At 52.3% G+C, this 19548-nt stretch carries 17 protein-coding genes; 3 read left to right on the forward strand and 14 right to left on the reverse strand.

Annotation, left to right across the window (positions count from 1 at the left end):
* Positions 1 to 28 precede the first annotated feature (28 nt).
* Positions 29 to 1708, forward strand: a complete 1680-nt coding sequence (gene dauA / locus BH714_RS09035) for a C4-dicarboxylic acid transporter DauA (protein ID WP_040017716.1) — start codon at positions 29 to 31, stop codon at positions 1706 to 1708.
* On the opposite strand, the gene BH714_RS09040 is transcribed toward dauA, so the two are convergent.
* Both BH714_RS09040 and ychH read right to left on the reverse strand, forming a co-directional pair.
* Complete coding sequence (locus BH714_RS09040) at positions 1694 to 2752, reverse strand: MerR family transcriptional regulator (RefSeq protein ID WP_040017717.1); 1059 nt, start codon at positions 2750 to 2752, stop codon at positions 1694 to 1696. The two genes, dauA and BH714_RS09040, sit on opposite strands and share 15 nt — an antisense overlap.
* Before the next feature lie 124 nt (positions 2753 to 2876).
* On the reverse strand, positions 2877 to 3152 hold the full coding sequence (ychH, locus tag BH714_RS09045; RefSeq protein WP_014170506.1) for a stress-induced protein YchH: 276 nt from the start codon (positions 3150 to 3152) through the stop codon (positions 2877 to 2879).
* A gap of 274 nt (positions 3153 to 3426) precedes the next feature.
* Between ychH and pth the strand changes: the two genes are divergently transcribed.
* Together pth and ychF are read left to right on the forward strand one after the other, a co-directional pair.
* Positions 3427 to 4011: an aminoacyl-tRNA hydrolase gene (pth, locus tag BH714_RS09050; RefSeq protein WP_006175913.1), complete on the forward strand. Its 585-nt coding sequence runs from the start codon at positions 3427 to 3429 to the stop codon at positions 4009 to 4011.
* Between the two features lie 126 nt (positions 4012 to 4137).
* Positions 4138 to 5232, forward strand: coding sequence for a redox-regulated ATPase YchF (ychF, locus tag BH714_RS09055; RefSeq protein ID WP_014170508.1), 1095 nt, complete (start codon positions 4138 to 4140; stop codon positions 5230 to 5232).
* Positions 5233 to 5313: 81 nt separating this feature from the next.
* Here ychF and BH714_RS09060 read toward each other — a convergent pair whose 3' ends face one another.
* The 12 genes from BH714_RS09060 to BH714_RS09115 form a co-directional block, all read right to left on the reverse strand.
* Positions 5314 to 5511, reverse strand: coding sequence for a bacteriocin immunity protein (locus BH714_RS09060; RefSeq protein ID WP_040017718.1), 198 nt, complete (start codon positions 5509 to 5511; stop codon positions 5314 to 5316).
* An 8-nt stretch (positions 5512 to 5519) separates the two neighbouring features.
* Positions 5520 to 9905, reverse strand: coding sequence for an RHS repeat-associated core domain-containing protein (locus tag BH714_RS09065; protein ID WP_167353662.1), 4386 nt, complete (start codon positions 9903 to 9905; stop codon positions 5520 to 5522).
* Positions 9906 to 9908: 3 nt separating this feature from the next.
* A complete protein-coding gene (locus BH714_RS09070) occupies positions 9909 to 10349 on the reverse strand; it encodes a DcrB-related protein (protein WP_040017720.1) in 441 nt (146 codons plus the stop codon).
* A 73-nt stretch (positions 10350 to 10422) separates the two neighbouring features.
* A complete protein-coding gene (locus tag BH714_RS09075; RefSeq protein WP_040017721.1) occupies positions 10423 to 11502 on the reverse strand; it encodes a hypothetical protein in 1080 nt (359 codons plus the stop codon).
* Positions 11503 to 11505: 3 nt separating this feature from the next.
* Positions 11506 to 12060: a hypothetical protein gene (locus BH714_RS09080; protein ID WP_223399080.1), complete on the reverse strand. Its 555-nt coding sequence runs from the start codon at positions 12058 to 12060 to the stop codon at positions 11506 to 11508.
* A 75-nt stretch (positions 12061 to 12135) separates the two neighbouring features.
* Positions 12136 to 12630 carry a hypothetical protein gene (locus BH714_RS09085; RefSeq protein WP_040017723.1) on the reverse strand — a complete coding sequence of 165 codons (495 nt, stop codon included), beginning with the start codon at positions 12628 to 12630 and terminating at the stop codon, positions 12136 to 12138.
* Positions 12623 to 14545, reverse strand: a complete 1923-nt coding sequence (locus BH714_RS09090; RefSeq protein WP_040017724.1) for a type VI secretion system Vgr family protein — start codon at positions 14543 to 14545, stop codon at positions 12623 to 12625. Before BH714_RS09090 ends, BH714_RS09085 begins: the two co-directional genes overlap by 8 nt.
* Positions 14546 to 15053: 508 nt before the next feature.
* On the reverse strand, positions 15054 to 15500 hold the full coding sequence (locus BH714_RS09095; RefSeq protein ID WP_040017726.1) for a hypothetical protein: 447 nt from the start codon (positions 15498 to 15500) through the stop codon (positions 15054 to 15056).
* Between the two features lie 230 nt (positions 15501 to 15730).
* The gene (locus BH714_RS09100; RefSeq protein WP_052445452.1) at positions 15731 to 16180 is read right to left on the reverse strand and encodes a hypothetical protein; all 450 of its coding nucleotides are present in this window, start codon (positions 16178 to 16180) and stop codon (positions 15731 to 15733) included.
* A 120-nt stretch (positions 16181 to 16300) separates the two neighbouring features.
* Positions 16301 to 17401: an ADP-ribosylarginine hydrolase Tri1 gene (gene tri1 / locus BH714_RS09105; RefSeq protein ID WP_014170531.1), complete on the reverse strand. Its 1101-nt coding sequence runs from the start codon at positions 17399 to 17401 to the stop codon at positions 16301 to 16303.
* A complete protein-coding gene (locus BH714_RS09110; protein ID WP_040017728.1) occupies positions 17401 to 18741 on the reverse strand; it encodes a PAAR domain-containing protein in 1341 nt (446 codons plus the stop codon). The genes tri1 and BH714_RS09110 overlap by 1 nt, the downstream gene beginning before the upstream one ends.
* 2 nt (positions 18742 to 18743) lie before the next feature.
* Complete coding sequence (locus BH714_RS09115; RefSeq protein ID WP_040017730.1) at positions 18744 to 19538, reverse strand: DcrB-related protein; 795 nt, start codon at positions 19536 to 19538, stop codon at positions 18744 to 18746.
* Between the last annotated feature and the right edge of the window lie 10 nt (positions 19539 to 19548).

The following is a 19548-nucleotide window of genomic DNA, read 5'->3' on the forward strand; positions in this document are numbered from 1 at the left end:
ATGATGCGCACACGGATGAGAGATAATTGTGAAACACGTAACCTCCTCACATGTTCTTCCCTTTCGCGCCCTCATCGACGCTTGCTGGAAAGAGAAATACACCGCTTCACGTTTTATGCGTGACCTTATTGCCGGTATCACCGTCGGGATTATCGCCATTCCGCTCGCCATGGCACTGGCAATTGGCAGCGGCGTAGCACCGCAGTATGGGCTTTACACGGCGGCCGTCGCCGGGATTGTGATTGCGCTAACGGGCGGGTCTCGCTTCAGCGTTTCCGGCCCGACAGCCGCATTTGTGGTGATCCTCTATCCCGTTTCTCAGCAGTTTGGCCTGGCAGGCCTGCTGGTCGCCACCCTGATGTCCGGCGTCTTTTTGATCCTGTTTGGTCTGGCCCGTTTTGGCCGGCTGATTGAATACATTCCCCTTTCCGTGACGCTGGGGTTCACCTCCGGGATTGGCATTACCATCGGGACAATGCAGATCAAGGACTTCCTCGGCCTGCAGATAGCCCACGTCCCTGAACATTACCTGCAAAAAGTCGGGGCGCTGTTTATGGCGCTCCCCACCGCCAACCCGGGCGATGCCGCCATCGGGATTGTTACCCTGGGCACACTGATTTTCTGGCCTCGTTTAGGCATTCGTCTGCCTGGCCACCTGCCCGCCCTGCTGCTGGGCTGTGCGGTGATGGCCATCGTTAATCTTTTTGGTGGCCACGTCGCGACCATTGGGTCTCAGTTCCACTATGTTCTGGCTGACGGTTCACAGGGAAGCGGTATTCCTCAACTGTTACCGCAACTGGTACTGCCATGGGATATGCCGGGTTCCAGCTTCACCTTAAGCTGGGATTCCCTGCGCGCCCTTCTGCCCGCGGCCTTCTCAATGGCGATGCTGGGGGCCATTGAATCCCTGCTCTGTGCCGTCGTGCTGGACGGCATGACCGGCACCAAGCATAAAGCCAACAGCGAACTGGTTGGGCAGGGTCTGGGCAACATCATCGCCCCGTTCTTTGGCGGTATTACGGCAACAGCGGCCATCGCCCGCTCTGCGGCAAACGTACGTGCCGGGGCGACGTCGCCGGTATCGGCAGTTATCCACTCCGTGCTGGTGATCCTCGCCCTGCTGGTCCTCGCTCCTCTCCTCTCCTGGCTGCCGCTTTCAGCCATGGCTGCCCTGCTGCTGATGGTGGCGTGGAACATGAGCGAAGCACATAAGGTGGTCAATCTGCTGCGTCGCGCACCGAAAGACGACATCATCGTGATGCTGATGTGTATGTCGCTGACCGTGCTGTTCGATATGGTTATCGCCATCAGCGTCGGGATCGTGCTGGCCTCCCTGCTGTTTATGCGCCGTATAGCGCAGATGACGCGCCTTTCCCCGGTTAACGTAGAGGTACCTGACGATGTGCTGGTGCTGCGTGTGATTGGCCCGTTGTTCTTTGCTGCCGCGGAAGGTCTGTTCAGCGAACTGGAAACCCGTATCGTGGGCAAACGCATTGTGGTGCTGAAATGGGATGCCGTGCCGGTGCTGGATGCGGGTGGTCTGGATGCCTTCCAGCGCTTCGTTTCGCGTCTGCCGGAAGGCTGCGAACTGCGGGTGAGTAATCTCGAATTCCAGCCGCTGCGCACCATGGCGCGCGCTGGCGTGCAGCCGATCCCTGGCCGCCTGGCCTTTTATCCTAACCGTGAAGCCGCGTTAGCGGATCTGTGAATGCCCTGATGCAGGGAAACGTCTCTGCATCATCACGGCTATCGCCTGCTGGAGCCATGCAAGCACGGCAGGCGTCATCCATGTTCCTTTCATCAGATGCGGCTCCTGCTGCATGGCAACGCGAAACTTTTGCTGGGTTTCAGGATTCGTTCCCGCGTATGACTGGAACAATACCCGCCAGTGTTCAGCGAGCATTTGCGCCTCACCAGAAGACGGGTCAAGGTTTTCCCGCTGCGCCTGATGCAATTTCGCTACCAGTGGCGGCCATTCCATCATGCGATCAAAATAGTGTGCGCGGGTAAAGGCCATCTCTTCTGCAGAGAGATACTTTTCCCAGATGGCAAGCTTCGATTCGGCAAACGCCCGCGTAATATAGTCAGTCATTTCCGCCGTAATACCCGTCTGCTCACGCATCTGCGGCTCGACGCTGTGCATTTCGTTCAGCCGGGTGAGAAATTCCGGCTTACCTGCTGTATCCTGCTCCAGGCGTGACATCCAGCGCGTCGCCAGATCCCTGGCACGGGGATCCGAAACGTCGATATTATGCTTCAGCAGGCTATTTGCCTCAGCAACCAGACCTGACCAGATATCCGCAAGTGCCTCCTTCTGTACGGCAAACGGCAACTGCTGTAACTCCTCTTTGCTAAACCAGCGTTCGTACATATTCATTAACTCCAGAGTCTGTAGCCAGGATTCCAGATTGGGTGACGCATCGTTGGTAAGCCCGGTACGCAATTCCACCAGCCTCTCGCGCAGCGTCAGCATGCTGCGCAGTTGCTTATCCAGCAAACTGATTTGCGCATCGAGTAATTCGGTTAACGACAGCGACTCCTGTTTCAGAAAATCCCTGATCTCAGCAAGTTCCAGCCCGGCTTTTGCCAGCACCTGAATCATATGCAGACGTTGCACATCCGCCAGATTATACAGCCGGTAACCTGCCGCACTTCTGGCAGAAGGCAGTAACAACCCTGTTTGCTCATAGTGATGCAATGTTCGCACGGTGATCCCGGCACGTTTCGCGAGTTCACCCACCTGAATCAACATAACTGCTCCTTTTACTTTGCCAGTGGCACCACTCTGAAGCCTTACGTTACGTGAGGGTCAACCTTTCATGCAAAAAAAAACGACTCCATGAGGAGCCGTTTCGGTGTTCTTTCGTCGTAGTACGTTAGCTGTGTTTGTGCTGGTCCCTGCGACAGCGCTTATCGTAATGGCGCACCCACCAGTATTTATCGCAGACTTCTTCATGACCACTCACGCGTGCACCGGCAAGCCATAGCACTGCACCAAGGAAGATACTCAATACCGCGCCATGCGCGAAGTATTGCGGAAGGTCAAGTTGCGGCAATTGGTTTAAAATTGAATAACCCACGCCAGCGACCATCACAAACAGTCCCAACCCCATCAGCACATTACCGAGTATCGAAGCGTTTTTGCGTTTCATATGTCACCTCCGGAACTTTGGGTTGTAAGGGGAAAAGCCCCTGATCCTTGTGTGTAAAGTATAGACAACGGCTCTTTTATGAGTTGCGTGAATGATCACATTTACAGATAACTCCCAGACAAAAGTTTACAAATAAGACATTGAACAGCTTGAAATTCTAATTGTTCAGATAAGTAATTATTCATATCTCGCGGTTCGGGCATCAGAATTTTGTCAAGCGGCGCGTCAGACAGTAAACTACGCGCCAGATCTGGAACCCATTAGGAATTGAATCGTGACGATTAAACTGATTGTCGGCCTCGCGAACCCAGGCGCAGAGTACGCGGCGACCCGCCACAATGCCGGCGCCTGGTACGTTGATCTGCTGGCCGAACGGTTACGTGCTCCCCTGCGTGAAGAACCAAAATTCTACGGGTATACCTCACGTATCAATCTTGCTGGCGCAGATGTTCGTCTGCTGGTGCCCACCACCTTTATGAACCTGAGCGGCAAAGCTGTTGCAGCCATGGCGACGTTTTATCGCATTAACCCGGATGAAATTCTGGTGGCCCACGATGAACTGGACCTGCCCCCCGGTGTGGCAAAATTCAAACTGGGCGGTGGTCATGGCGGTCACAATGGTCTGAAAGACATTATCAGCAAGCTGGGCAATAATCCCAATTTCCACCGTTTGCGCGTGGGAATCGGCCATCCGGGCGATAAAAACAAAGTTGTCGGTTTCGTACTGGGTAAGCCACCGGTTTCTGAGCAGAAACTGATTGACGAAGCGGTTGACGAAGCGGTGCGCTGCACCGAAATCTGGCTGCAGGATGGCCTAACCAAAGCGACAAACCGCTTACACGCTTTCAAAGCGCAATAATCCGCCCGATACGGCTTTTTTACCGCGCGTGGTGCGGGTTACGTGTATAATAGGCGTAGTTATTTACTTTTCATCAATCGGTTATCGTTAACGGATTGATTATCAAGATATTAAGGTGATTTAGAAATGGGATTCAAATGCGGTATTGTCGGTCTGCCAAACGTGGGCAAATCCACCCTGTTCAACGCGCTCACCAAAGCAGGTATTGAAGCGGCGAACTTCCCGTTCTGTACCATCGAACCGAACACCGGCGTAGTGCCAATGCCCGATCCGCGTCTGGACCAGCTCGCGGAAATCGTGAAGCCGCAGCGCATTCTGCCAACCACCATGGAGTTCGTGGACATCGCGGGCCTGGTGAAAGGTGCATCCAAAGGCGAAGGCCTCGGTAACCAGTTCCTGACCAACATCCGTGAAACGGAAGCAATTGGTCACGTTGTCCGTTGCTTCGAGAACGACAACATCATCCACGTTAACAACAAAGTGGACCCGGCTGACGACATCGAGGTGATCAACACCGAGCTGGCACTGTCTGACCTCGACACCTGTGAACGCGCTATTCACCGCGTGCAGAAGAAAGCCAAAGGTGGCGACAAAGACGCGAAAGCAGAACTGGCTGCGCTGGAAAAATGTCTGCCACAGTTGGAAAACGCGGGCATGCTGCGCGCGCTGAAAAACCTGACGGAAGAAGACAAGGCGGCAATCAAATACCTGAGCTTCCTGACTCTGAAGCCAACTATGTACATTGCCAACGTTAACGAAGACGGTTTCGAGAACAACCCATACCTGGACAAAGTGCGTGAAATCGCGGCGGCTGAAGGTTCAGTGGTTGTAGCGGTTTGCGCTGCCGTTGAATCCGACATTGCAGAGCTGGACGACGCTGACCGTGACGAATTCATGGCCGAGCTGGGTCTGGAAGAGCCGGGCCTGAACCGCGTGATCCGCGCAGGCTATGAGCTGCTGAACCTGCAGACCTACTTCACCGCTGGCGTGAAAGAAGTGCGTGCGTGGACGATTCCTGTCGGTGCGACTGCGCCTCAGGCGGCCGGTAAGATCCACACCGACTTCGAGAAAGGCTTCATTCGTGCGCAGACTATAGCGTTTGAAGACTTTATCACCTACAAGGGTGAGCAAGGCGCGAAAGAAGCAGGCAAGATGCGTGCGGAAGGGAAAGATTACATCGTTAAAGATGGCGATGTGATGAACTTCCTGTTTAACGTTTGATTTGTTTTGAATAAAAAAATCCACGCTTTGGCGTGGATTTTTTTTCATTATGGATGAGCCATTGCGTCACCCGAATAATATTTAAAGTTGAATTGGTTTGTAATTTATAATTTTATCAGCAATTTCTTCTGCGCTAAGCTCTTCATAATAAATGTAATTAGCTGCCTGAGGGTCAGCGACACTTCTACATAGTAGGTCAATGTCACTATCAGCTTCTTCTTCTGTACCTTCACTACGCTGGATTTTTTTTATCAGCTCAATAAGTTCTTGTCTTTGCATATTATTCCTCAAAAATGATAAGCACGGTCTAATATATCAAGGTGATATCTTGGCGTAACAATTACTAGATTATCAACATCATAAACACCGCCTCCATGTTGGATAGGGGTTCTATGGTGTAGTACGTAAGATCTATTTTTCCCGTTCCATTGCGTATCATGCGCTATTGGCGCTTTTCCGCCCCGCATTCTGGTAACATTTGATGAACTAAATTGCTTTGACAGATGTGGATCGAAAGATACCTCTTTCCAGAAATTCTCCCTAAAATCATCAAAGGATTTAAATTCCCGGCCTCGTAATTTATCAGCAACAGACGATGGGAATAAACCGGCATTACCATGCGATCCCCTTAACCACTTGCCTTTTATTTTACTACCTTTTCCTGAAGCAACTCCTGCCTCGCATCTATTAAGACCCCACGGATCCACCCACCCCAGCGCATTAGGCGCATACTGGTAAAGGTTTATCCCCCCCGCCAGCCCTATCGGGTCCTGCTGCGTAAACCTACCGCAGTCCGGGTCGTAATACCGGAACAGATTGTAGTGCAGCCCTGTCTCACGGTCCAGGTATTGCCCCTGCATGCGCAGGTTCTGAGAATATCCTGATACCTGCGTCTCGCTTTCCCGTAGCAGCTTGCCCCAGGCGCTGTTCACCCCTTCCCAGCGCACCTGCCCTTCGCTATCCGTCATCCGCTCCGGCGTACCGTTGGGCTGGCAGTGGAACCAGAAGATTTCCGGGGCATCAACGCCGTCGATACGCGCCAGCGGATCGTAGCTGTCCTGATCGCTGTAGACGTAGGTTAGCGGCACGTCCCCGTGCACTTCCTGCAGCAGGCGGAAACCTTCCCAGACAAACCGGGTGGTGATCGGCTTGCCGGTTGGCTGTCCGTCCAGCATCTGGCGTCGCGTTTTGCTGATGCGTCGCCCCAGCGGATCGTAGCGGAAGCTGACCTGCGTCTGAGGTTTGTTGCGGTCCCGCGGCTGGCTGATGACTTCCGTCAGACGGTGCTCACCGTCGTAGCGGTAGTGCCAGCGGGTCTGGCCGTTATCCTTCTCCACGGTGCGGCCGTGGATGTCATAACGCCAGCGAATGCCGTTCAGCTGCGTCAGGCGGTTGTGCGTGACCTTCTCAGCAGAACCTTCCAGCGGATTACCGGCAGCATCCCAGCGCCACTGCTCCTGGCCAGGCAACGTGCCGTCCTGAACAAGCAAACGCCCGGCGCTGTCGTACTGCCAGCGGTACCAGCTGAACGGGTTATCGTCCCGCTCTTCCCGCACCAGGTTATTGCGGTAGTCGTAATCCCAGCGGCGGGACCAGCGGCGCGGCGACGGGCGCTGGGCATTGCCGGTAAAGACGTCCCGGCGATGCAGTCGCCCAAGACGATCGTATTCGCTACGGGTGGTCAGCAGCCCCTGGGTGCGGCTGGTCTCCCGGTGGAGTTCGTCGCGGGTAAAATCGGAGACCGACAGCTTATCGAGGGCAATGCTGAGCAGATGCCCGCTGCCGTAGTAGAACTGCTTCAGCTCGCGGCCATCGGGCAGCGTGACGGAGGTGCGGTTGCCGAGAGCATCATACTCCCATGCCAGCTCACCGTGCTCGCCCACTTCACGCGTGACACGCCCCAGGGCGTCATAGTCAAAGGCAAGCTCCTGTTCTGCCTCTGCACTCCAGGCGTCAACGGAAAGTGCCGGATGAAGTCCAATACGACTCAACAAACCTGACGATGTGTAGTGATAACGGGTCTGCCCTTCCGGCGTGGTGCGGGCAACCAGCTGGCCACTCGCGCTCCAGGCGAAGGCATGGGTGATGGCTTCCGGATGACCGGCGGCAAACGTGCGCGCTATCGTACGCCCGCAGGCGTCATAGCGATACTGTGAGGCCACGCCATCGAGCCCCACCTCTTCCAGCAGCAGCGAGTCGGGCCCCCAGCGGAACTGATAGGCTTCGCCATTTTCATTTTCCAGGGCAATCAGTCGCCCGCGGCTGTCCCAGCGGCGACGGACCTCTTCACCCTGAGTATTACGTGTAGCGGTTAATCGTCCTGCCTCGTCGTATTTAAACTCACTTTCTTTGCCATCAGCGCCCGCATGCGTCACCGGCAGGCCGCGTTCGTTCCATGCAAGTAACTCTGTCCAGCCTTCCGGTCGATCGAGTTGCACCGGACGCCCTGCGGCATCGTAGCGATAGCGCGTCTCTTCGCCGTCAGCGCCGATCTCAGTCGTTAACCAGCCCAGCGGATGATAGGTATAGCGGGTTATACGTCCTGAACAGTCTGTAGCACGAATGACCTGCCCGGCCTCGTTGTACTCCTGGTAGCGACTGTTTCCCGCGGCATCAACTTCTTCAACGACCTGACCAAACTCGTCCCGGCGCAGCAATGCTGTCTGCCCCATCGGGTCTACCACACGCTTCAGCCCGTGATGCTCGTCGTACCAGAAACGGGTCGCACTGCCGTCAGCTTCAATGATGGCTGACGGCAGCGCGCGGTGTTCCAGCCAGGTGGTGGTGCGGGTATTGCCGTCGGCGTCGATTTCCTGCACCCGGTTGCCCATTTCGTCGTAGACGAAGGTGACGGCGTTACCGAGCGGATCGATGCGACGGGTCAGAAGTTCGTTGTCATCCCACTCATAGCGCCAGTTTTCACCGCGCTCGTCAACGTAGCGGACAATCAGATTCTGGGCATTCCAGTAGTGGCGGCGCGTCTGACCATCGTAGTGCTCGACGGTCGTCAACCCGGCGGCTAAATCGTAGGTGAAGCGGCAGCCGTCGCCGGTGCTGGTGCGGTTTTCCACCACGCGCCAGTGGTCGAACTTTTGCCAGCGGTATTCGCTCTCCAGCCCGCCCGGCAGGCGGTGCCAGACCATCAGGCCGTGGTCGTTATAGCGGTATTCGCGCGTCACTACGCCAGAGGCATCCGTCACGCTCGCCAGCTGGCCGCGCGCATCGTAACCCCACTGCATCAGCGGCCAGGTACGGTTGCCGTCAAAATGGCTGGCAGAGGTGGCGCGCTGCGGGAAACGCTCATCTTCATAGCGCAGGGTGACATCAATCGCCCGTGGCTCATCGTGAAGATTGACCAGCCTGCCGTGTTCATCCCACTCCGTCAGCAGCGCGTTACCGTATTCGTCGCTGAGGGAGGCCAGACGCAGGATGGTGGGATTCACCCGGGTCGGTATATACAGACGCCATACCGCGCCGTCATCGTCGGCAATCGCCACGTCGCCGCTCTCATTGCGGCGGATGATGATACCTTCGCTGATGCTGTAAAACGCGCGATCGACGGGCGGCAGCTCAAAGCTCAGCTCACGGCCGGTTTCGTCGAACCAGGTCGCGTTGTTCTCTTCGAGCGTCAGATAGCTGTCAAAGGTTGTCGCCCAACCCAGACCAAACAGCCCTTCACGAGTGGTCAGGCTGTTGTAGCTGCGCTGCCAGCGCAGCGGGAAGCGCCCCGGCAACGAGAAATCGAGTTCATCGTCATCATTCAGCACCTTCACGCCGGTTGCAGCATGTACCGGGTGCGAGGAGCCAAACACAGCATTAACGGCCATATCGGCCAGCATGCCACCGCCGGCTGCCGCCAGTGCACAGGGCATATTTTTCAGGATTTTACCCGGACGTCCGCGCAGCAGGGAGAGCGCGATCATCCCCAGCGCCAGACCCGGCGTTTTACCGCTCTTGATATCACGTACCGTGAGCGTGTCGCCGCCAATGATCACATTCGGGGACACATCATCAGAGACAGTGCCTTCACAGGTGGTGCGATCTTTTGCACGTACCGCGGGCTGCCCGTTAATGAAGACGCTCTTAGAGCCCTCAGCGAGGTATTGCGGCCCGGAGTGCTTTTCGCACGCCACTTTATCCTCTTCAAGGGGCGACGTGCCTGCGGCGGCGGACGCCACGCTCGGCTGCCACATCTCGCTGCCAAACTGTCCAGCGGCGGAAAGCAGCATGCCGGCATAATCGGCAAAGCTGCCCGGAGACTGTGGTTCAGGTGACGGTGTGTCGGCGGGCGTCAGCGTCCCGGCCGCTCGTGCAGCGGGAATCGCGTTCGTCAGAACGTTATCAGACCCGGTGGTAATTTTGCCCGCTGGCGACGGCGGGAACAGCGCGTTGCCTAAACCTTCGGCGGCGTTGCTGATATCGTCAGTTATACCTGCCACGTTTGCCAGTACGCCGCCAATGATCCCACTTAACAGACAACTGGATCCAATCGCCGCCACGCCCGCGGCGGCAGCACCCGCCCCCAGCAGCGGAGCAGCAACGGTTGCCGCCGCGCCCACGGCAGCGCCGATAACGGCATAGGCCGCACCTTCCGCCACAATACTGGTGATATCCGCAAAAATGCTGGAGTGAATGATCTCGTCGCCCTGACGGGCCGCGTTGTTATCGCTCATGCCTTACACATTCCGGTTGTCGTTTAGCGTCAGACTCTGCTTAAGCGCGCTCCAGCGCCCCTCATCCTCTGCGGTGAATGCTCTGAGCGCCGAGAGGGTAAAAATCATCAACACCGGCTTGCCCGGCGTTTGTACGGCCAGCTGTTTTTGCCAAATGCGCTGTCCGTTACTTTCAAAAGTCGTCTCGACTTCCAGCGCGTTAATTTTTCCGTCAGGCCCGACCTTTATGCTCTGGAATGCGCTTTGGGCAATCTCGCCCATCTGCGGACGTAGTAGTTCCCACTGGCGGTGAAACTCTTTCTCATAGTCGCTACCATCCGGAATAACGCCGCGACTGACCACCACGGACAACCCGCTTTCGTCGTCGCGAATAATGTTCATACTGTTATCCTGCCAGGCAGCAGGAAAAAGGGAAAACGAACCTTCCTGGAGGGTGTATTTCATAAGTGAACTCGGGATGATTAATAGTGTGAGAAATAAAAGGGGCCAATCCATGCTGGCCTTTGGGCTGGCTGTTTTATTCTTTAAGCCATTGACCTGATTGTTCGACTAAAACATGGTTGCCTTTGCTCACGACCAATTTCACGGGTGAGTAAGTCACGGTGTAAGCGATCTCGCCATTCTTATAGGTAGAGCCAATTATTTTACCTGCAGGATCGTGCAACGTTTTCCCCTTAAGGGAGATCGTACTATTATCACTTTTGCGCACGCCGAGATAATACATCTGGTCACATTCACTAGTAAAACGCCCGCATTTATTGACCAGAGAAATAGCGAACTTTTCAGTATTGAGTTTTCGGGTTTCAACTGTCTGAGCCGAAGCAGCTTTCTGTAACGTATAACGCTGCGGAGCATAATAATTTCCTTTTTGAGGAGGAGTAACTAAACGCCATTCCATTTCACTCCCATTAATTTCCAGAACAGCCCGTCCGCCTATACCGCCAAACGATGAGTTGAACTCAACATTGGCACGATTGCCCGCGATCGTACCGCTAAGATTACGCTCATCATCTTCCGGGCAATCAATGCGGTTTCCTCTTTGAGAAATATAGCAATAAGATCCGGAGATACGGCCACCTGATTCAGCTAACCGCAGAGTTAACGTCGAGTCGTTCGCGTACTCGCCTGACCATACTCCGCCAAATGCGGGACCAGATTGGCTTATCGTTTCAAAATGCAGTGTGCCAAATCTTGCAGCCCATTTTTTAATATCGCCGTTAATATCCTGGCGATGTTCAGAAGACTGATAATGAATAACGTCAGACTCGGGTATGACCCAGGCAGCGTAGATTTTGCCATCTGGTTCGATAACCAAAGCAGAGGCGTTTTCCAGATAAAGATCTTTTAGCCAGCCTTCAATCAACAATCCTCCGTCAGCCGTGGAATGCGGTTCACCAAATACATCAAAATTGTTGATAAACGTCTGGTAATCGCTTCCCAGGGCCTTTCTGAGGAGGTCTGTCACTTCGCTATCGTTAACGATGCGACTGACCGTATTGAGCTTATTGTATTGTGATAACTCTAGCGCAGTTGCAGTTTCAGCTGCATCTGCCAAGAAAGCGGTGAGCAATACGGCTGCCAGATATTTCCTTTTCATAAATTACTCTGGATTTCCATTGTCGTAATTCATTGTTATCTTAACAATTTTACTGTCTTTGATCTCAAAAGAGAGGACCTTTTTACCCAACTCATAGGTAATCCATTGTTCTCCGGCATCCTTTGCGACCTGACCGTCACCGTATGCTGTGTTCAAGTCCGTTTTCGTTGAACCAACATGGACACCACGCGGCGTTGCGACATCTGTAGCAGTCAGCGTGATCTGCGACACGATATAATCATCAACGCTTCGTTCCGCTTTATCCCACCAGAGATTGGAACTGAAAATGTCTAACCCAGACTTTTGATGCTGGAAGAATTTATAGTTAGCTCCGTCAAAAGGAACCTCACCGGTAAAACTGCCTTCCACTGGCACGTCAATTCTGCGCGCAACGTCAGGAGTCCATCTTTCACCCAATTCGACAGGCTGGCTTTTTATCTGCACAGAAAAATCGTGATTTGTCAGAACGGGCGGTATAACTTGAGCCAATACCGCACTGCTGCACAGACAGGTAAGCATCAGAACAAAAAAAAGATATGTCGGAGTCTGTTTTTTCACGTTAATCGTCATTTTCTCAATCTAAATTACGCTTCTCACCGATGTGGGAAACCGCGAGTCATGGAAGCTGTTTTCTTAGTCAGCGCTAATAACAACAGAGCTCAGACAGTCAGGTTTTTTTACGGTGAAACTGAAACTCACTTTTTGTCCATTCATATCTTTTGGTGCTTTATAACTGGTCACTTCATTCTCCGAGCGGCCTCGGGGATAATCAGTTAACGTCAGTTGTGGGTAATGCTTTTTAACGGTTTGAAGTGTGATGCACTGGCCTGATGGTGAAAAATTCAATAATGGAGCCATGCCATCATTTTCTTTGCTTACTCGTAAATCAATGGTAGTAATGCTCGTACCCTCCAAAAGCTTGAAATCATCAGCATGGTAGAAGTTCATATAAGCATTATTTTTCATGTAGTTAAAATGCAACGGCATGTCATTTAGACTCGTAACGGATAACGTTTTGAGTGAGGCGCTCATTTGTGAAATGAACGCCCAGAGATCCTTTTTCTCTGAATTTCCCTCAGCCATTCCCGTCGTTAATAATGCAATAAGCACTGCTACGACCTTACTCACCTTTAGTCGTAAATTTCTCCTGAACTGCCGCATCAATATCCCCTTTATGCCCGGAACCCGGCGCCGTGGTGCCCGGTTGTGTGCCAGACGTATTCAGGTGCAGCTTACCGCCGGTGGTGATATGACCATCCCCTTCAACGAAGAAATTAAACTCTTTGCCGATGAGGTTAATCTTGCCGTTAGCGTTCAGCTCAATTGCGCTTTCACCGGAGACCAGCCGTAGCTTCGTACCGGAAGCAATGACATATTGCTCCACCGCCGCATCCAGCTTGCCTTTGCCCGTCAGGATCTCTGTTCCGCCTTTCACCGCCTGGATCTGATTCGCTTCCACCCGATGCAGTTCATTTTTCTTCACATAATGGCTGCGCTCGCCACCGACGCTGTGCGTTTCATCGTTCTTAATGCTGGTGTCCATGTTACGCTCAGCCTGGATCCACACCTGCTCTGCGCCCGCCTTGTCCTCAAAGCGCAGGGCATTGGCATTATCCACGGAGCCATCCTTCGTGCGGCTCATAAAGCCCATCTGCGTGGCCGCCGCCGGCAGCGCCCACGGCGGCATGCTTGCTTCGTTATACACCCGCCCGGTGATAATCGGACGGTCCGGGTCACCGTTGATAAAGTCCACCACCACCTCATCGCCGACCCGCGGAATTTGCACCCCGCCGTACCCCTGACCCGCCCAGGCGCTCGACACACGCACCCAGCAGGAGCTGGTGTCATCCCCCTTCGCCAGACGGTCCCAGTGGAATTTCACCTTCACGCGGCCATATTTGTCCGTCCAGATACTCTCCCCATTTGGTCCCACAACCTTTGCCGTCTGCGGGCCGTAGGTGCGCGGCCACGCCGTACTCTGCGCCGGACGGTATGACACCGACGCCGGGATGACCGCGAAATCAGTGCGGTGAAGGGTTTCCCCCTCGCCGCTCGCGTAGCGGTTCTCCTCGAAATGGTAACCCGCCGCCGTGACCAGATAGTCACCGTTATCACTGAAGAACGGGGCGTTAGTCAGGGTGAAGGTGTGTCCCGGTGCAATACCCGCGGCCGTGGCCGTCGCCTGAATCTGCTGGTGCTCCACCTGCCAGCGCTCCTGACGGATACGGGCGTAGAACTCCGCATGCCCGGTCTCAACAAACCGTCCCGGCCAGTCGTACACGTCGATACTGCCCGGTTTCGGTGACGCCGGGTTCTGCTGCGCCTGGAACAGCCACGCGTTCGGCTTGCGGAAGTCGTAGTCATCGAGGCTGTAAATCCCCGGGGTGACGCTGTCCTCCAGCGCCCACTGGCTGATACCCTCTTCGTCCGTACTGCCGCCTGACGGCGTCTGGTGGTAAGGAATGACCTCATAGCCACTGAACGGCTGATGCTGCGTCGCGGCGTCGGTGAGCACCAGCGTGTGCTTGTCCGCCTCGTGGCTGAAGTGATACGCAATCCCCTCCAGCTCCATCAGACGGCTGATAAAGTCCAGGCTCGACTCCTGATACTGCACGCAGTAGTCCCACACCCGGTAGCTGCCGGTGAGCTTATCCTCCACGTTGACCTGATGTTCAGCCAGCAGGGTTTTCACAATCTGCGGCACCGTCTGACCCTGGAAGATACGCAGGTTACGGTCGCGCTTCATCGGCCACAGGTCCGGCTCCACCGTCAGCTGATACACCGCATAACGGGTGCCCGTCAGCTCGACGGCACTCACCGCCACGCGGGTGATTTTTCCATTGATATAGCGGGGCGTCAGCAGGCTCTGCGTCGGGATGGTCACCGTGACCGGCTGACCCAGCAGTTTGCTGCGGTCAATGCGCGCATCCGTGCCAAGCAGGGTCAGCGTCAGGGCGAACGACTCGGACATCGCCTCGCGACCTGTGAGTTTCCAGAACAGAAGCCCCTCCACCGGGAGCTGAACGGTAATTCGGTTGAGCATAATCTTTATTCCGTAATGGTTTTATGCTGGAGAAGATAATAAAAAAACGGATAAATGAAAAAAGTCATTTACTATTACATGTAACCAGACAGATGAAAAATCACCTAGGGGGGAAATCGTCGAGGAACCTATCATTTAATATATAACACTTAATTAACAAATTAAAAATACACTCTACGCATGGCACCATACTTTCCCTATGCTAAAAACAAAGCATTGGTATAAAGCACACATCTCTTCCGCAGCGATGAAATTTTCCCAGCACGTCCACAGTGTTACTCCGGAGATGGATAACCCCCTCTCATTCGTCAAGCCGACTTCAGTAATGTGTGGTGGAGTCAAACCTGCTGGCTTAACACGCATGGGAAATATCACCTGGTAATGAAGTATTTCCTTGTCAGTTGAGGTGTACAGCCATTTCCAGTCGTTCGCCTCAAGGTCTTCGTTACTGGTAGCGGAGGCTATGGGAAACGGATAGTTGTTCTAAGTGTTTATAATGTCTCTTCACTTAGGCCGCGGAGGCTAACCAGATACCATAGAATATAAGAATGCATCCAAATGATGCCAGGCATTTCGCCAGCAAAATCAATCCAGGGCTATATCTGTTTGCCAGCGATGACAAAATCGAATAATTTTGCTCCGTGTTATATCGCTGATGAAAACGCATTATAGTTTCAAATATTGTGCAAAGCATAATGACGAAAAACTTAGCCAATAATAGTGTGACAAACGAAGGTGGAATAACGATTAGTACCAACTCACCATCTTCTTTTGTCATCGAGGGGAAAATTTCCCGCAATCCGATCAACACGAAAACCAGAATAAAAGTGCCGACTAATATAAAAGATAATTTTACGAAAAAAACCACCCATTCTTTTTTGTTAAAATTATCTTTGCCATTCCAGATATAGGTAAGAGCGACCAATGAAAAAATAATAAACCCGAGAAACTTCATTGAATCCGATGCTCCTTATTCGCTCGCCCGACTATGACAGTCACACACTAACAATTGGCGCCATGGCGGGTTGCGTGAGGATGATCACCGTAACCAGTTAACCGAGCTGCCTGCTGTGGTCGATGCACGCATCCGTATCGGGTCGGGTCAAGGGCATGACGCAAAGCGGAGACGCGGTTGCGGTAACAGTAGAAACTAGGGTATCCGTTATGCAACCTTAATCATTGTGCTTACTTTAGCCAAAGACCCGAAAACATAAGGAAGCTTCCGAGGGAAATTAAGCTTTTAGCAACGATAAGTAAGCCAGGTGCGACGATGCGTGATATAGACGATATTTTTTCATAATTTTCCACATTGTAGCTTTTGTGCCCCCTCAGAATCCCCGAGAAAACAGTACAGAGGAGCACAACTGTGACCTTTAAACCCCATACGCACAGAAAAGACATAGAAAAAATGATCGAATATTGTTTGGCCGTTGCGATGGAAAACAATGACATCGACTGAGAAAGCCATTTAAACGTAAAGCCAATGACAACTGTGGCTACTAACACCAGAACCAACATCATCCCCGCCAGGAGCCACTTTTTCTTGTTAAAAAAATCTTTCCCATTCCAGATAAGCGCTAGTGTCCAAATCATAAAGAAAATAAATAAAAACCAATGCATTACAATATTTCCCATTTATCCTCTTTAATCTTTTTTCAAAAGGGCAACACACTCAGCAATAACCATTAATTCCGCCATCTGCCTGAGTGGAAGTTATGACCAGCTCAAACCCTCACTATCCAAATATGAAAACAATTACAAAAAAGTATCTTCAGGAGCCCTGTCGAATAATTCACCTGCCATTCTGGCGATACGTTCGTGTTGTACCAATTTGTCTTTCCACTCCTGTGGGATACCGGAATAACCATACAGCGCACCCGCGATTTGCCCCGCCGTCGCCGCAACGCTGTCAGCATCATCGGCAAGATTGGCGGCCAACAGAATAGCATCTCTGAAATTATCCGTATTCCATACGGACCACATCGCGGCCTCAAGCGTATCGATGACATAACCACTTGAACGAATCTGATCGCGAGTTTTTTGCTTATATTCACCCGCGTTGATAATCATTACACGTGGCTGAAGCGGCATGACGTGTGGAGCAAAAACAAAATCTTTATTGCTGCCATTAATCATATGTACAAGTAAATAACTTAAATACTGTGTGCTATTTATTGCTTCCGCGGCACCGTGCGTGGCGATGCTCTGTTTTTTAGCCTCATAAAACGCTTTGCTTAATGACTTTCTAAAAAAAATTGAGACAGGGGCTTGTCTGATAATAGAAGCATTACCTGCAGTTTCTGGCGAAGTATTACCGCTCCACCCAGGACCAACAGTTAAATATTGTTCTAAAGCAAAGCGAGTTGTATTACCTATATCAAAACAGATGCCATTTGAACTGTTATAACCATGCTGATACCATTCCAGAAGCTTATTCCTGAAGCATATAGTATCAGCATCACCTTTCTCAAGAAGCGTTTCCGCAAGACATAATGCCATGGATGTGTCATCCGTCCATTCGCCTGCGCGAAGTCGAAATGGCCCACCTCCTGTCATATCTTTGACGTATGCTCTGTCACGCGGTAAAAATTCGAGCGTAGTGCCTACGGCATCTCCAACAGCGAGGCCAATAAGGGCACCAATCGCGCGATCCCTTGATTCCGCTAGTGAGAGACTACACGATGGTGTTAAATCCCATTGTTTTTGTTCATCAGTAGTTGAGGATGATTCTAAGGGTTTATCATCATACGTATATTGCATCCTCCTCTGGACTGAAGGACTGCTAACGGGTAAGTACTGTCGATATTTATCCACATACTTTAGTAACGTATTTAAATCAGAGTGCAGATCGATCATTATAATTCCTTATACGTAAGCGCGGTTTTGCCACCCGAATCAACGCGCTCAATAACTTCAAATTTGGTGCCTGGCTTGAAAAGCACTTCCGTTTCCGTTCCTTTGTATTCGGAGAGAAAATCAATAGGCTTACCCGTCTTCCCATTAATCTTGATTGTGGTATCTCCGGAAAAAGGAACTTTCTGATCGGTGCTCATAAATGCAGGATCAGAAACAACACGACCAACTTGGTTTTCCATTAGTACGTTTTCAGGTAATGTCGCCCCTCGGTATGTTATCCCCTCATAGGAAGGAAGCTTATCAAGAGCGTTAGTAGCATGATCCGCAAAAGCCTGAATTTCTGGTGTCAGTTCAGTTTGGCCTCTAAGAGCATTGTTAACCATTGGATAACCTTCATTCGTAGTATAACCGTAAAGAGCCCCTACTTCATCATCGGTTAGCAGGGAGGAGAGTCGCTTATCCCCTTGTTCAGCAAGTAGTCTTCCCTTTGTTACCCAAGTATTAGCGAGGTTTTTACCTACAGCCTCGGATAAACTCATTTTCGGTTTATTTAAAGCTGTAGCACCTAACGGATTTGCTTCAACAGGTTTAACTACCGGTATTTTACCAGCTCGCCACGCATCAAACCGCGCCCCGCCTTTCATGCCAGCCCCGCCGCCGATGACCGAGCCGATCAGCATCCCCCATTTCTGACCGTCGCTACCTTCGCCAAACAGCATCCCACCTGCGTAGCTACCAACCGTTCCACCACCCATCGCCCCGAGGGTACTCAGAAGTGCGATAGCAGGACTGGCGAGCACCGCCATGGCTCCGGCACCAACGGCGAGCATCGTCCAGTTCACCCATTCCGGGATTTCAGGACTTATTTCATCGGTCTGGACCTTGCTTCCGCCGATAATAACATTACGCGATCCCTGACTAATCTCAGCGCTGCATGTCAATTTATCGCCTGTGCGAGAGGCGGGGAAGTTGTTGATGTAAACTTTTATCGAACCTTCCGCGACCCGTTGCAGGCTGCCGCTGTGCTCATCACACTCTCCGGCTGATAGATGTGCGCGGATCGCCTTTCGGCTGTTGATAAAGACATTGGGTGAACCTTCTTTCAGCGTACCTGTCGTGTGACGCGGTGCCCATGACATACTGCCGAGGAGTTCACCCAGCCCACCCGCAGCACATGCCCCAGCCGCAACGGCAGAAACAGCAACCAGCGCGGTCCCTCCGGTGACGACAACGGCAGCAGCGCCCAGAATTGCCCCACCCACCAATCCTGCGATCATCCAGCCTTTTGAGGCTGTATGAGCAATCTCATCATCTACGCGTGCGGCCAGACATTCTGACATAACTATTCGGCTCGCTGTGCCATCAGATACCCACGTATCCGATCGGGTGTATTAAGTTGGTCAGAACCAGAGACCTGGCGGCATACGGAAAGTTGTGAAAGCAAGTGATGTGATTTGTCTGAGGAAGTCGTCCAGAGCGCATAACGAAGGGGTTGGCTGTCCGGAACGGGTGCAATACTGAGTGGTTTACCTTTTTTTTCATAAAGCAAATATTGCCCCTCTTTCGCCCGCTGAAGCGAAAGATGTCCATAAAGTTCCTGAATGTTTTCAAAGACACGGAGAACTTTACTCTCACTATCAAGCGCAAAAAAAGGCCCCTGGCTGTCGGCAGCGAGCATTTCTTTGGGATCCGTTTGAGCAGGTTTGTGAAACTTAATACTACGGATAATTTCCTGGTATTGATTATGATAATAATCGCTAAATTCGCCCGGGCATGTACCGATGTAACACACCATCTTTTGCCCGCCAGGATGGTCAGCGAGTAAAATCACCGTCTGCTTCTGAAAAATGACCGAGTTATCATTTTTAAACTGATAAAAAAGCTCTACCGCCGGATGACCATCAACAGAAGTCATCTGAGAGGATTCAAGAAGAAAGTCGGGCACTGTAATTTCCAGTTCACGCGCCAGTCGGGTAGCCGCATCATGGACTTTATCTTCGTTTTTTGCCGTCGCACGAGAAACAACAAAAGTAAACTCGCTAGCTCCGTTATCACTCATGGTGAATAAATTCATGGTTCTGTCTTTAAATACATCGGGTAAGGCGAGTGTTGCTTCCTGAAGAATATAATCAGCCATTCGGGTTACT

Source organism: Enterobacter ludwigii (assembly GCF_001750725.1).
Lineage (GTDB): Bacteria > Pseudomonadota > Gammaproteobacteria > Enterobacterales > Enterobacteriaceae > Enterobacter > Enterobacter ludwigii.